Source organism: Cellulosilyticum sp. WCF-2 (assembly GCF_003990395.1).
Lineage (GTDB): Bacteria > Bacillota > Clostridia > Lachnospirales > Cellulosilyticaceae > Cellulosilyticum > Cellulosilyticum lentocellum.
Window position 1 is genome coordinate 1414696 of sequence record NZ_CP034675.1, and the last position, 14809, is coordinate 1429504.

The 14809-nt window shown below is 32.9% G+C and carries 15 protein-coding genes; 12 read left to right on the plus strand and 3 right to left on the minus strand.

What is annotated here, in order from left to right; translation table 11 throughout:
* Positions 1-114: 114 nt before the first annotated feature.
* The 9 genes from EKH84_RS06175 to EKH84_RS06215 all read left to right on the plus strand — a co-directional run bounded on the left by EKH84_RS06175 (position 115) and on the right by EKH84_RS06215 (position 9410).
* The gene (locus EKH84_RS06175) at positions 115-1569 is read left to right on the plus strand and encodes a hypothetical protein (RefSeq protein ID WP_127065598.1); all 1455 of its coding nucleotides are present in this window, start codon (positions 115-117) and stop codon (positions 1567-1569) included.
* Positions 1570-1614: 45 nt separating this feature from the next.
* Positions 1615-2412 carry a flavodoxin family protein gene (locus EKH84_RS06180; RefSeq protein WP_127065599.1) on the plus strand — a complete coding sequence of 266 codons (798 nt, stop codon included), beginning with the start codon at positions 1615-1617 and terminating at the stop codon, positions 2410-2412.
* Between the two features lie 325 nt (positions 2413-2737).
* Positions 2738-3499, plus strand: a complete 762-nt coding sequence (locus EKH84_RS06185) for a DUF2087 domain-containing protein (RefSeq protein WP_127065600.1) — start codon at positions 2738-2740, stop codon at positions 3497-3499.
* Positions 3500-3543: 44 nt separating this feature from the next.
* Entirely contained in the window at positions 3544-3837 is a 294-nt protein-coding gene (locus tag EKH84_RS06190) for a DUF2087 domain-containing protein (RefSeq protein WP_127065601.1), read from the plus strand.
* Between the two features lie 120 nt (positions 3838-3957).
* Complete coding sequence (locus tag EKH84_RS06195) at positions 3958-4596, plus strand: DUF3267 domain-containing protein (protein ID WP_127065602.1); 639 nt, start codon at positions 3958-3960, stop codon at positions 4594-4596.
* A gap of 64 nt (positions 4597-4660) precedes the next feature.
* Positions 4661-5437: a nucleotidyltransferase domain-containing protein gene (locus EKH84_RS06200; RefSeq protein WP_127065603.1), complete on the plus strand. Its 777-nt coding sequence runs from the start codon at positions 4661-4663 to the stop codon at positions 5435-5437.
* Between the two features lie 8 nt (positions 5438-5445).
* The gene (locus EKH84_RS06205) at positions 5446-6432 is read left to right on the plus strand and encodes a nucleotidyltransferase domain-containing protein (RefSeq protein ID WP_127065604.1); all 987 of its coding nucleotides are present in this window, start codon (positions 5446-5448) and stop codon (positions 6430-6432) included.
* A 215-nt stretch (positions 6433-6647) separates the two neighbouring features.
* Complete coding sequence (locus EKH84_RS06210) at positions 6648-8702, plus strand: SPFH domain-containing protein (RefSeq protein ID WP_127065605.1); 2055 nt, start codon at positions 6648-6650, stop codon at positions 8700-8702.
* Positions 8703-8819: 117 nt separating this feature from the next.
* Entirely contained in the window at positions 8820-9410 is a 591-nt protein-coding gene (locus tag EKH84_RS06215; protein ID WP_127065606.1) for an NAD(P)H-dependent oxidoreductase, read from the plus strand.
* A 75-nt stretch (positions 9411-9485) separates the two neighbouring features.
* Here the strand turns inward: EKH84_RS06215 and EKH84_RS06220 are convergent, their stop codons facing one another.
* Positions 9486-10694: an MFS transporter gene (locus EKH84_RS06220; RefSeq protein WP_127065607.1), complete on the minus strand. Its 1209-nt coding sequence runs from the start codon at positions 10692-10694 to the stop codon at positions 9486-9488.
* Between the two features lie 385 nt (positions 10695-11079).
* On the opposite strand from EKH84_RS06220, the gene EKH84_RS06225 reads away from it, so the two are divergent.
* A complete protein-coding gene (locus EKH84_RS06225; RefSeq protein WP_127065608.1) occupies positions 11080-11652 on the plus strand; it encodes a DUF1062 domain-containing protein in 573 nt (190 codons plus the stop codon).
* A 58-nt stretch (positions 11653-11710) separates the two neighbouring features.
* On the opposite strand, the gene EKH84_RS06230 is transcribed toward EKH84_RS06225, so the two are convergent.
* Entirely contained in the window at positions 11711-12034 is a 324-nt protein-coding gene (locus tag EKH84_RS06230) for a winged helix-turn-helix transcriptional regulator (protein ID WP_127065609.1), read from the minus strand.
* A gap of 133 nt (positions 12035-12167) precedes the next feature.
* Here EKH84_RS06230 and EKH84_RS06235 point away from each other — a divergent pair, with 133 nt between their 5' ends.
* The gene (locus EKH84_RS06235; RefSeq protein ID WP_127065610.1) at positions 12168-12572 is read left to right on the plus strand and encodes a pyridoxamine 5'-phosphate oxidase family protein; all 405 of its coding nucleotides are present in this window, start codon (positions 12168-12170) and stop codon (positions 12570-12572) included.
* 104 nt (positions 12573-12676) lie between these two features.
* Here EKH84_RS06235 and asd read toward each other — a convergent pair whose 3' ends face one another.
* Positions 12677-13768 (minus strand): aspartate-semialdehyde dehydrogenase, encoded by a 1092-nt coding sequence (gene asd / locus EKH84_RS06240; protein ID WP_127065611.1) that lies wholly within the window; start codon positions 13766-13768, stop codon positions 12677-12679.
* Positions 13769-13910: 142 nt separating this feature from the next.
* Here asd and EKH84_RS06245 point away from each other — a divergent pair, with 142 nt between their 5' ends.
* The gene (locus EKH84_RS06245) at positions 13911-14792 is read left to right on the plus strand and encodes a LysR family transcriptional regulator (RefSeq protein ID WP_127065612.1); all 882 of its coding nucleotides are present in this window, start codon (positions 13911-13913) and stop codon (positions 14790-14792) included.
* The last annotated feature ends 17 nt before the right edge of the window (positions 14793-14809 follow it).

Consider the following 14809-nt stretch of genomic DNA (forward strand, 5'->3'; position numbering starts at 1 on the left):
GGTACTGCTCAGTATTAATTTTTAACAGCTCTTCAAAATTCAATCGATATAGCAACTGAATGATTATAAATAAAAATGGGGTTTTATTAAAAATAAGAAGGGGAGAGTGTTATAATGGAACAGGAGATTTTAAGTGGGCCAGTAAAAACAAGAAAAAGTATGTGGGGAATCTTAGCAGTAGTTATTTTAGGAATTTATGCATTGATCACTATAGGATTGGTAGTTGTGGGATGCGTGGTTAAGCCAATACCAGGACTAAATTATTCTTTTGAATATGCAAAGGATAGTTTATTAGATGTTCTAAAAATTAATTCTGAGATATCAATAATCCTATTCATTATCTTAGGTGTAATTGGAACTGTATTTAAGATTATTAAGAATAACAGTATTAGGAATGGACTTATAGGTTTCTGGGGATTTTTATTTGTATTGCCCATGAGTGTGTTAAGCCTGTGGCTTCAAAAGTTGGTACCAAGTGATATAGGGCTAAGTAGAAATTTTAGATGGGTGATATTGGGGATTGCTGCATTTAAGGTAGGGCTTCTTATACTTATTTTACTAAAATATATAGAAAGAAAAAGAGATGTCAATTTTAAAATAGTATGGACTTCTGCAATCTTTCTGGCGTTGATTAATTTTATGACAATGTCTCAGTTTAGTTTTGGCATGGATCAGAACTATTCATTTGGATATGCAATGCTAGAACAATGGGGGCTATTTTTTACAGAGCAATACATATGGTTACATGGAAATTTAGGTATATCTAGGTTTATTAACATAAGTATAGTCATTTTATTTGTAGTCTTAAGTGTACCATTATATATGATTGGTAGGAGCTTATTTATTCCAAAATCTGAGGAGAAAAACGAGGAATATGTATCTAGAGGTTCTTTAGCAGTACTAGTAGGAAGTGGACTAGGATTATTAATGATAGTCACTCCTATTTTAAAAAGTGGTATGAGTATAGAAAGTATAGGGCTAAAGAGTTTAGGAGCAGGTTTTTTTATTAGTTTATTAGTAGGTATAATAGCTACCATTTTAAATGTAGGGATAGGAAGCATAATAGTACAGATGAAGCACTCAAGAATAGGGTTGATTGGGATTGGATTATTAGTTTTAATCAGTAGTTCTGTTACTACCTCGCCAATAAACTCAGTATTCATTAGTTCGTGGCTATTGTTTGGTAAAGGCATAGTAAGTACTGTATTTGCAATAAGTATAAACATGGTAACCCTTTTTGCTATAACATGGATACTTAGAGAAAGAAAAAGTAAAGAGGGTATTCTAAATAAGAATTTTATAATGAGGTTAAGTATAGCTATTTTTATTGTTCAGTTCTTAGCAGGTATGACTAACTTTGGTATTGGGTTCGTGTTTTATGCAAGTCACTTTGAGAGCATGTTACCTTTAAACTCAATCTTTTTTCAACCAGATATGACTTCTGAAGCAAGGAACTTTATTTTTGTAGTCATTTCTACATTAGTATTTTTAGGGGTTAATATAAGTCGATTATTATTAAAAGAAGAAGATTATGGTGAATGGACATGGCTTAGTATACTTCATAAATAGGAAAGAACTAAGATAGAATAAGCATTAATGAGAGGAGACAAGAAGATGAAATATCTATTCATTAATGGAAGCCCACATAAGGGAAACACGTGGAAATTAGCAGAAGAGGTTCAAGGTATACTAAAAACCATAGAACCAAGTAGTATTATAGAAGAAATTCATTTATTAAATCTGAAATTACCATTTTGCACAGGTTGTTCTCTTTGCTTTAGAACAGGAGAAAGTAATTGCCCTCATAATGAAAAGATTCAGCAAGTGTTAAATGCCATGGAAGAAGCTGATGGAATCATAGTAGCCTCGACTAGTTATAATAGAAGGGAAACTACCTTGCTTAAAAACTTTTTCGATCATTTGTGTTACCTCCTTCATCGTCCACACTTCTTTACTAAAAAAGCATTAGTTATAACGACAACAGGAGGTGTAGGGGCTAAATCAGCAGCTGAAAGTATTGCATCCTTTTTGAAGGGAATAGGCTTTAACAAGTGTTATCTTTTGCCAGTCCCAGCTTATAGCTGGAATGATTATAGGATTAATAATAAAACAAAAATGAAGTGTGAGCAGGTAACTAAAAAGTTTTATCAAGATACTAGTTTTGAAAAATTACATAGTCCAAGTGTCTTAGTTATGATTCCCTATAACTTATTTAGGGGAATGTCTCTGTATTATGTAAAAGGGAGTGAATATGAAACAGAGGATGGTAGCTATTGGACAGATCCTATTAGAAAAGACACTGTATATGATAGGGTTGTTCCAGTTCCTATTTATAAAAGGCCTATAGGGTATTTCTTTTACTTCTTAGGCAAAAAGTTAGGGAAAAAAGTCATGGTGACATATAAGAAGTAAGTAAATAATTCAATTTGTGAAAGTATAAAATGCTAAAAGAGCACTGTATAAGCTAGGAATGTTTATAACCTCTAGTTTATATAGTGCTCTTTTAGCTATTCGGTCATATTAAAATGGTGCGTTAGTGAAGTTCTGTTTATGATAGTAATTAAATAGTTATGTACTTTTTATATATAGATGGATTTGTACAGGAGGAAGAGGTTGATAAAAATAAATGCATATATAAAAATATAAACAAAAAATAAAAATGTTTACTATATTATAGACAAAAATCAAAAACTAATATAAAATCATATCAATCAATAAAATTTGATGGGAGATTGGCATGGAAAATTTAGATTTGGTATGGGAAGCTTCAGTAGATGAAATTACAGTAGGTTATAAAGAAAGTAAAGAAGAGTATATTTGCTTATTCTGTGGAAAAGTATTTAAAAAGGGAAGAATTTATCAAATAGAAACGGAATTATATGATGCTTATGGTGCCATAAGAAACCATATTATTAGTACACATGAATGTGCAGCTACGTATTTCTTAAAGGGTAAATCAACTGCTATAGGTATATCAGAAGTACAGCAACAAATTTTAAGGCTTATGGCAGAAGGAAAAGATGATAGAAGTATTGCCAAGGATCTAGGGATTGCACATTCAACTGTTAGAAATCATCGTTTTAAGCTAAGAGAAAAAGAAAAACAAGCTAAGTTGTATTTAGCAACGATGCAGTCACTAGAAGAAAAAATAAGTAGAAAAATAAATGAATCAGATATAGGGGTTCTAGAAGAGGTGCACTTATCAGCTAATATGATTGATGATAGATATAGCATAACTGACCTAGAAAGAGAAAAAACGATTCAAACTTATCTAGACACCGAGGGATGTATTAAACAATTCCCGGCGAAGGAAAAGAAAAAAATTATTCTTCTTAGAGAAATTATGAAACAATTCAAAGTTGATTATGAGTATCAAGAAAAAGAGATTAATCACATTCTAAAAAGAATTTATGAGGATTATCCAACGATTAGAAGAGCTTTAATTGAGTATGGCTTTTTAGAACGTTCAGATGATTGTGGTATATATCGTGTAAAATAGTACGAGGGAAAAATAATAGAAGTATATAAAGGGAGATGATGATGATGGAAAAATGGTTGAAAAATTATCTGGATTCAAGTGGTAAATTATCGATGTATCCATCTAAAAGAAAACTAAAGATTGCTGTTATGTTTTATATAGCTAATCAATTAGAAGCTCATAAGACATATACAGAAAAGGAAATGAATGAAGCCATTAATGAGATATGTACTTTTAATGATGCAGCACTACTTAGAAGAGAAATGTACAACTATCACTTTATTAATAGGACTGAGGATGGAAAGGTATATACGTTAGAAGAAAATCAGCCATCTCCTGAAGAATATGGATTAAGCTAGAAGAATGAGGCATATAGGTATTCATTAGGAATAATAAAAAATAAATAAAGATAGATTGATATCTAAGAAGAAATGATAAGATAAAGCAAAGAAAAATAATCTTATTATAGGAGTTTGGGGATGTTTAAAAATATTAAGTACATGGGCAGATATCAAGATGAAGAACAACTAAAAACAGGAAGATTACCTGAAGCAGCTATTAAGTATGAAGAACCAGATACGATGAAAGAAGTGTTTATAAAAGGAACACTTATTAGTGTACCAATATTTATAATAATGATTATTGGTATTCTGGTAAAAATCCAAGTATGGCAGATGCAGTTTTCGGAGATTAATATAAAGCAGTTGGCAGGAGGCATCCTAATTGCTAGTATAATAAGTTTACCTCTTGTTCCTATTCATGAAGGGCTACATGCTATTTGTTATCCAAAAGAAAGTATTAAGGAAATTTGGTATAAAAAAGAAGAGCCTGCAGCATTTGTGTATTGTAATGCACCTATTTCTCGCAGGAGATTTATATGGATGTCCTTATGTCCTAATTTAGTATTAGGTTTTATACCATATGTATTATGGATCATGGGTATGTTTGATGGCAATAGGTCAGTTTCGCAAATCCTTATTTCATTGGCGGTGCTTAATATATTTACTGGAATAGGTGATTACTTAAATATCTATTCTACGATTACACAAACACCAAAAGATAGCATCATACAAAATTACGGATTTCATAGTTATTGGTATAGAGAAGAGAATAAATAAACCCTAAAAGATTTGATACATAAGCTATAATAAAGAAAAGTTATAGGAAAGGTAAAGGGGAAAAATGAATCCAACGATTGTCGATAATATCAAACAAACCTTAAACGAATTAGAAGCGGAAAAACGTATTCATATTTTAATGGCCATAGAATCAGGAAGTAGAGGATGGGGATTTCCTTCAATTGACTCAGATTATGATTGTCGTTTTGTATATACTCAACCTTTGGAGAATTATTTAACCATAGGAGAAGTAATAGACCATATAAGTCTTCCTGTAGATGAGGTATATGATGTAGATGGTTGGGATTTGAAAAAGCTACTCATTCATATTAGAAAATCTAACCCAACAGTATGGGAATGGTTGCAGTCTCCAATTGCTTATAGGGAGGAGAAAGAGTTTAGGGACCAGTGTATGGCATTAGCAGTACTTTATTTTAATGAAAAAACAGCACTTTATCACTATAAAAGCTTAGCTTATAACAAAGTACAGCAAATCAAGGAAACATCATTAGGCAAGTTAAAAGCTTATTTTTATGCTTTACGAAGTGCATTGGCGTGTGACTATGTATTAAACCATCACACTATTCCACCGATGGAAATAAATCAGCTTATGGAAAGCTTAAATCTAGAACTAGAGTTAATATCAGAGATTAAACATTTAATAGAATTAAAAGTAACTGTAGATGAAGCTTATGTCATAGGACCTCATACTAAGTTGCTTGGTTATATAGAAAAAGTTTTATTAGTCTGTGATAACTATTTACAGGAAGCTAAACCAACTACAGCACTTAAAGAGGCAAAGTTATTAGATGAGTGTTTTAGAAATTGGTTAATTAGGTGAGAGAAGTGATGAAAATAGAAGTTACAGAGCGATTAGAAAGTAAAGCCTATGAGTTTTTAAAAAACGAAAAGGCGCTAGGCGATAGAATTTTATATTTAGTGGTGAGTGGCTCATACGGTTATGGAACCCAATATGAAAATAGCGATATAGATTTACGTGGCTGTACCATAGAAGGAAAGGAAGTACTATTTGGATTAGAAAGCTTTGAACAGTACGAAGACCTTCATACAGACACAGTTATCTTTGGCCTAAAGAAATTTGTAAGATTAGGATTGAATGCCAATCCCCAAACCTTGGAATTATTAGGCATAGATGAAGATTGCATTTATCAAATGACACCACAAGGAAAGCTTCTAAGAGACAATACAGAGCTTTTCTTATCTCAAAAAGTTGCAGATACTTTTGGTGGTTATGCAATGGCTCAGCTTAGAAGACTTCAAAATGCGCTAGCACAAAATAGTGCCAGCCAAGTATTAAAGGAGCAGCATATAGCAGCTACACTTTCAAGACAAATTAAACAATTTAATGATGATTATACTTCTTTTGATAAAGGCAGTATAGTCGTTTATGTGGATGAAGAGAGCCAAGATCTAAGAACGACCATTCACTTAGAAGATTACCCTTTAAGAGATTTCACAAGTATTTATGCCAATATGACTAATACTATTAAAAGCTATGAGAAGCTTACACATCGTAATCATAAGAAAGAAGAAAGTAAATTATATAAGCATGCCATGCATTTAGTAAGAATACTGATAACAGGCACATATATATTAGAAGGCAAGGGCATTCGCACAAGATTAGAGGAACACTTACCTACATTATTAAGTATTAGACATGGAGAGTATAGTTGGGATCAGATATTTAAGATTGTAGATAGCTGTGAAAAACATTTTAATAAAGCAGCTCAGCTTACTAAGTTACCAGAGAGACCACAACAAGATAAAGTTCAAAAATTAATAGAATCTATTTACGAAAGTTATTATTACAAATGAAAGCTCTATAGCTAGCTAGAAGTAACATTTTAGTTAGTTATAGAGCTTTTGTAATGGGGAAAATAAATTTGTTTTACAACATTATCAAGTAGAAAGACTTTGTGTTAAGAAAATATAAATTATTTATAATATTTTTATTATTATATAGAAGTGGCACACAATCTGTACTATACTAAGATGATTCAATCCAGTTGTTAAATTAAGGAGGATAAGGAATGATTAGTATAATTGTAGGTTGCGGAGTAGGAATCATAGCAGTTATTTTATTCTTTTGGCTCGTTGGTTTTAAAATTATCCCTAATGATAGAGTAGGAATCGTTGAAAAATGGTGGTCTCCTAAAGGTTCTCTAAAGGAGCAAATCATTGCTTTGAATGGAGAAGCCGGTTATCAGCCTGACCTTTTAAGAGGAGGTATTCATTTTAAATCACCACTTCTCTACAAGGTACATACGGTACCTCTTGTAACAGTACCACAAGGAAAAATAGCTTATGTATTTGCAAGAGACGGAGAGTCTTTAGAAGCTACACAAACTTTAGGCAGGATTGTTAAAGAGTCTAATAATTTTCAAAATGTAAGGGCCTTTTTACAAAATAAAGGACAAAAAGGACCACAACAAGGTATTATTCGTGAGGGAACTTATGCGTTTAACCTAGCACAATTTGTGATTATTACTGAAGATAAGACGCACTGCTTAAAAATAGGTAATAGGGCAGAGCAAGACACGCTTATGCAAATGTCAGAGCTTATTAAAAATAGAAATGGTTTTAGGCCAGTTGTCATTCAAGGGGAAAAAGATGAAATTGGTATTGTAACGGTCCACGATGGACCATCTTTAGGCAGTGGCAATATTATTTGTCCAACAGTAGGAGATGTAGCAACTGATCCACATTATCATAACAATTTCCAAGATATTGATGCCTTTTTAAAGGCTGGTGGTTATAGAGGTAGACAATATCAGGTTTTAGCAGATGGTACTTATTTTATTAATAGACTTTTTGCAACTATTGAATATATTCCTAAAGTAATCATTGAAGTAGGTTTTGTAGGAGTAGTTGTTTCTTATACTGGCGCAAAGGGTGAAGATTCTTCTGGTAATGATTATAAGCACGGAGAACTTGTTGGAAAAGGGTATAGGGGGGTATGGAATGAACCATTAATGCCAGGTAAATATGCTTTTAATACCTATGCAGGAAGCATTGTAAAAGTGCCTACAACCAATGTTATTTTAAAATGGATTTCTAATCAAACAGGGAATCACAAATATGATGAGAACCTTAAAGAAGTTAGTCTTATCACAAAGGATGCTTTTGAGCCAACCTTACCACTATCTGTTGTATTCCATATTGATTATCGAAAAGCACCTTATGTTATTCAACGTTTTGGGAATGTAAAGATGCTAGTTGATCAAACCTTAGATCCTATGATTTCTGCTTACTTTAAAAATATAGGGCAAACGAAAACACTCATTGAACTCTTGCAGCAAAGAAATGAAATCCAGAGCCAAAGTGCTATGGAGATGAGAGAACGCTTTGAGCATTATAATCTAGAGTTAGAAGAAGTACTTATTGGTACACCGGGTAGCTCAACTTCAGATTCTAATATAGAAACCATTCTTACACAGCTTCGTAGTAGACAAATTGCTAAAGAGCAATTAGAGACCTACGAAACCCAACAAAAAGCAGCCGAGAAAGAAAAAGAATTAAGAGAAGCAGAAGCAGTAGCTAAACAACAAACCACCTTAACTGAGTCTGATATTAATATTAGGATTCAAGAAAATCAAGGTAAAGCCGAGCTGATGAAAGCTAAACAAGATGCTGAAAAGATTCAGCGCCTAGCAGAAGCTGACTCTTATAAGATTAAAAAGCAATCTGAAGGTGAGGCATTTAGAATTAAAGTAACAGCAGAAGCACAAGCAGATCAAGAAGCAAGAGTAGGTATCTCAAAGGCTATTGCTGCTAGAGAACAAGTTAATGCTTATGGTGGTCCACAGTACAAGGTAATTAGTGACGTGATGAGTGAATTCTCTAAAGCTGTTAAAGAGGGCAAGATTGATATCGTACCTAAGACTGTTATTCAAGCAGGAGGAGAAGGCCGAGGCGTTAATGCCTTTGAATCCCTTATTATGCTTTTAATGAGTGAAAAATTAACGGCTTTAAATGGTAATGAAGGCCACGAAGAATCTGAAGAAGTAGAACGTATAAAAGAACAGATTTTAGCTGAGATTAAAAACACCCAATTAGAAGCAGCCCCTACCAAATCCCAGATATAAGCTATTAGACTTATAAAAAGATTAAAAACCCCATACTAGAGATAAAACTAGTATGGGGTTTTTAATGAAGGCCATAATGTTAAAATACAATTAAAGTAACAAAAAAGGAGGAAATCTATGAAAGTATTAGTAGTCTATTGTCATCCCAGTAAAACAAGCTTTACACATAAGGTAAAAGAAGAATTTGTAAAAGGCTTACAATATGCAAATCATGAGTATGACATCTCAGATTTGTATGAGATGTCATTTAATGAGGTGCTTAGTGAAGAAGAATATCTTAGGGAAGCCTATTATAAATCAGAGATACCTGTTGCAGAGGATGTATTAATAGAACAGAAAAAAGTGCAAGAGGCAGATGCGATTGCCTTTATTTACCCAGTATTTTGGACAGAAGCACCCGCAAAACTAGTAGGTTGGTTTGATAGAGTGTGGACTTGTGGTTTTGCATATAATCCAGAACCTCAAATGAAAATATTAAAAAAAGCTATTTTCATAGCTATTGCTGGCAAAACACTTCAGACTTTAGAAGAAACAGGAGAGAAAGAAGCAATGGAAACAGTTATGCTAGGTGATCGAGTGAGACACAGAGCTAAAGAAAAGAAAATGGTGATTCTAGATGAAATGACTCATTGGAATGAAGAAGCGTATAGAAATAGTAAGATTAATCAACATTTACAAGATGTATACGAATTAGGAAGAGGCTTTTAATCTCATATTTTATATACGCTGTTAGAAGCTGTACCTATAAAGCCCAAAAAAGATGTTATGGTAGGAAATTATAGATTAATCTATAGTTTGCGAGGTGTGTATGGGCTTATTACTTATAATCATGCAGATGATTATACCCAGAATCAATAGGATAGGAAAGATAATAGCGGCTATAATGCCTGTTCTAAGGTTGTCATTAAACAGACTAGATACTGTCCCTACAACAGTTGGTCCAATAGAGCATCCCACATCCCCGGCCAATGCTAAAAACGCAAACATAGCTGTTCCACCTCTCTTGATTTTTGCAGATGACATGCTAAATGTCCCAGGCCAAAGAATACCAACAGCTAAGCCACATAGACCACATCCAAGTAAACTCAATAAAGGTAGTGGTGAAAGTGAAATGATAAGATAGCTTAGAAAGCAAAGAAGACAACTATAAAGCATTGTTTTCTCAAGATTTACTTTTTCACCCAATTTACCATATAGCATTCTTGAAAGCCCCATCATAACAGCAAAAAACATTGGTCCTGCTAGATCTCCAATAAACTTATTAACTTCGAGTCCTTTTTCAGCAAAAGTAGATGCCCACTGACTTACAGCTTGCTCACTCGCCCCAGCACAAATCATTAAAAGCAACATATTCCAAAAAATTTTCTTAGAAAATAATTCCCGTATAGTCAATCCATTTTCATGCTCCTCAATCAGATGAGTAACAGGAACCTTTGCAAAGAAAAAGGTATTAAGTACAGGGATAATAGCCCATAGAAGAGCTAGTACCTTCCAAGTTGAAGTACCAAACAAAGTGAAAAATAAGGTTGATAGTAAAACTACTCCTACATGACCCCAGCAATAAAAAGAATGTAATAGACTCATGGCAGCTTCTTTATTATTTGTGGGACAAGCTTCTACAATAGGACTTATAAGTACTTCAATAAGGCCACCGCCAACAGCATAAATCATAACTGAAATCATCAATCCTATAAAAGGATCACTAAAAACTTCTGGCAGTATAGTAAGCGATATAAGGCCTAAAGCAGAAAAAATATGGGCAATAATCACAGAAGCCTTGTAACCGATTTTATCTATAAATCCTGCTGACAATAAATCAATGACTAATTGTATTCCAAAATTAAAGGTTACTAAAAAAGTAATTTTAGAAATGGGTATATCATATAGTGATTGAAATGTTAAAAATAATAAAGGTATAAAATTATTAATAATAGCTTGAACTATATAGCCAGTGAATGAAGCATACATGGTGTGCTTATAATGAAAATTCATATTTATCTCCTTTAAAAACAAAGTTATAATTTCATTATATATTATTCTGCTTGTTATTTTTGTGGTTTTAATAAATCTTATAGTATATTACTGGTAAATTATAAAAGTTACATCATATTCATCTTTAAGAAATTTTATAGAGCAAAAGGCTTAGTCTTTGGTAGGCCTTATTCTTTATTCTATAATGAGGTTAAGGTGTTTTTGTGATGAGAGAGATGATATGCTAAGGACATCATATCAGAGGAGGAAATGTCTTATGATTACACCAGTTCAAATGTGTTCTTATTCTATTCAATAATAAGCTGTATGAAAATAGGAATACATTTTTAAATTAAAATAAAAAATCTTATATTTTTGTGCGGCTTCATAAAAAAAGGAGCACAAGATGCAAGAGATTATTAGATGGAAGGTTATACCTATCAATGAACCCAATGTAATAAGGAATTGTTCTAAATGTGGAGGAAAAGCACACTTTGAAAATAGTAAAAAATTTAGAGTGAATGCTAATCAAAGTAAATTAGATGTTTGGCTTATCTACCAGTGCAAAAAGTGTAAGACAACATGGAATATGACTATTTTGTCAAGAGTTAATCCAAAAGAAATACCAAATAATCAGTATAAATGGTTTATAGATAATGATAAGGAGCTTGCGAGATTTTACGCATTTGATGTAGATACTCATAGAAGAAATGGTTCAATTCTAGATTACCATGAAATAGAATATACAATAGAAGGGAAAACACTGGATATACAAGCATTGGAAGAAAAGGTAACCATACTTCTGGAATGTGAAGAAGTATTTACTATACGCATGGATAAAGTATTAAGTAGGCAATTGGAAATATCTAGAGCGCAAGTTAGAAGTTTAGTAGAAAAAGGTATATTAAGTAGTAGGGAAGAAAAGAAATTATGGAAGGCTAAGCTAAAAAGTAAAATGTATATAGATATACTACCATAGTAAAGAAAACACAGGGCAAAAATTTTGCCCTGTGTTTTTAGATAAATAAAATACATACTTAGATGCTATTCAGATTTTGATAACCTTCGCCCCATTGCCATAGGGAGTCCATAACAGGTTGTAAGGTATGACCTAGTTCAGTTAAGGAATATTCAACTCTAGGTGGTATTTCTGGATAAACTTTACGGTTAATAAGGCCATCTTCTTCCATTTTGCGTAGGTTTTGAGTTAATACCTTTTGACTAATATCTCCGATAGAGTTTTTTAGTTCTCCAAAGCGTTTGGTTCCATCAAATAAATCTCTTAAAATGAGTACTTTCCACTTGTTACCTATAAGAAGTAGAGTGGTTTCAATTGGACAAGGTGGTAGTATTTTTTGCATAATTATTCCTCCAATAGTTTCTTCTAGGTACCTATAGTACTTTAAGGTGCTTACTTTTCAAAAGTTACTTTTAGAATTATTATAAATTCATAAGCAATCGATTGCAATAAAGTTAATTTGGAGGAATGAAGGAATGGATGAAGTAATTCAATTTTTAAAAGAGAATGAAGTACAGTATTTTGCTACAATAGGACTTGATGGCAGACCAAAGGTAAGGCCTTTTCAATTCATGCTTGATCAAGGTGGCAAGCTTTATTTTTGTACTAATAATACAAAAGAAGTTTATAAAGAAATGCAAGACAATCCCTATGTAGAAATTGTGACTTCTAGTCCGAAGTTTGCTTGGCTGAGATTAAGTGGAAAAGTAGTATTTTCTCCGGATTTAGAAATAAAGAAAGCCATTCTTGCAACAAGTGGCCTTGTTAAATCTATTTACCAAACAGCAGAAAATCCTATCTTTGAAATCTTTTATCTTGATGAAGCAAAAGCTACTATAGCTGATTTCTCAGGTAATCCGCCAAAAACTTATGAGTTATAAAGTATATATTTAATAGAAGCACGTTCTAGTATAAGCTAGTACGTGCTTTTTAAGTTTCATAATGTTATAGTCTCTCATAAAATTATCATATGTGATTGAGACAACTAAAGTGATTTTGCAAAGAGATATCCAGTAGCTACTAGATATTCAGCAGATAATACACCACCTCCAGCAGCACCTCTTAATGTGTTGTGAGATAAGCAAACAAATTTATAGTCAAATACAGTATCAGCTCTAAGCCTACCAATGGTAATACCCATCCCTTTTCCAAAGTTCCTATCTAATTTTGTTTGTGGTCTGTTTTCTTCTTCCATATAGCATAAAAACTTCTCAGGGGAGCTAGGTAGATTTTGGGCCAGTGGATTGAATTCATAATGATTAAGAGCTTCTAAGATTTCTTCTTTAGTAGGCTTTTTCTTGAAATTCACATAAACAGCAGCTAGGTGACCATCTGAAACAGGTACTCTTAAACACTGAGTTGTAATGAGTGGTGAATTGGAATTAACAATCTTACCATTTTGAACACTTCCCCATATTTTATGGGGCTCTTGTTCGCTTTTTTCTTCTTCGCCAGGTATAAAAGGAATGACATTGTCTAGGATTTCAGGACATTCTTTAAAGGATTTTCCAGAACCAGATATGGCTTGATAAGTACAAGCTAGAATAGTTTCTGGTTCAAAAGCCATTAAAGCTGAAAGTGGCGGCACATAGCTTTGAATAGAGCAATTAGGTTTGACAACGATAAAGCCTCTTTTGGTACCAAGGCGCTTTCTTTGGGAGTCAATAACTGCGATATGATGTCCATTAATTTCAGGAATGAGCATAGGTACATCCTCTACATAGCGGTTAGCTGAGTTATTAGAGATGACAGGAATTTCAGCTTTGGCATAAGCTTCTTCTAAAGCTTTAGTTGCAGCTTTATCTAATGAAATAGCGCAGAAGATAAAATCCACTTTTTGACTAATAAGGTCTATTTGTTCACCATCTTCTACCATCATTTGTTTATATTTTTCAGGAATAGGAACAGACATTTTCCAGCGATCTTTAATAGCATCCTCATAAGGTTTACCGGCAGATTGTTTGCTAGCTGCTAAAACAGTAACTTCGAACCAAGGATGATTTTCTAAAAGTAAGAGAAAGCGTTGACCTACCATACCAGTAGCGCCGATGATACCTACTTGTAATTTTTGTTTCATTTCACAAACCTCCTTAATGAATGATTGAATTTTCTTTTTTATTAGCATATGATAAAATCAAGCATTAGTAAAATTGATAATATAGATAATATCATTCGATTTTTTTGAACTATAGAAACTTCATTAATAGGAGGTTGGTCTTATGGATTTAAAGCAGCTTAATACTTTTCTGATGATTAGTAAATTGCAAAGCTTTACAAGAGCAGCAGATACACTTAATTATGCTCAGTCTTCTGTAACTACTCAAATTAAGTTGTTAGAAGAAGAGTTAGGTGTAAAGTTATTTGAGAGGATTGGAAAGAATATATCATTGACACATGATGGTAAGAAGCTTATTCCTTATGCACAGCAAATGCTGAAGCTCTCTACAGATATTAAAAATAATATTAGTGAAGATGAGTACCCAAAAGGTGTTTTGACCATTGGCGTAGCAGAATCTTTGTGTGTCATACGCTTGCCAGAGATTATTAAGGAATATAGAAAACTATATCCAGAAGTGGAGATAGCCCTTAAATTTGGAAGTTGTGCAGATTTTAGACGCTATTTAAATGATAATCTAATAGATGTAGCCTTTTCGTTAGGAGCCAAAATTGATGGAAGTGAATTTATTTCTGAGATAGAAAGAGATGAACCGATGCTACTTTTAGCTTATCCAGGTAATCATTTATTAGAAAAAGAAAAGATTCTTCCAGAAGATTTAGAAGGAGAGTCACTTATTTTAACAGAAGTGGGTTGTAGCTACAGAGCAGCCTTTGAACGCATTTTAAAAGATGAGGGGATTAGTCCTCGTATCACTCTAGAATCAGGTAGTGTTCATGCTATTAAACAATTTACTATGAGTGGATTAGGCATATCATTACTCCCTCGAGTAGCAGTTGAAGAAGAGGTAAAAAGTGGTAAGTTAATACCACTAAAATGGCAAGGGGCAGAATTTGAAATAGTTTCACAGGTTTTATATCATAAAAATAAATGGATCTCACCGACGTTAGATGCGTTTATTAATTTGTGCAAAGAGATGTTATAAGTAAGTTGGTTTTTAAT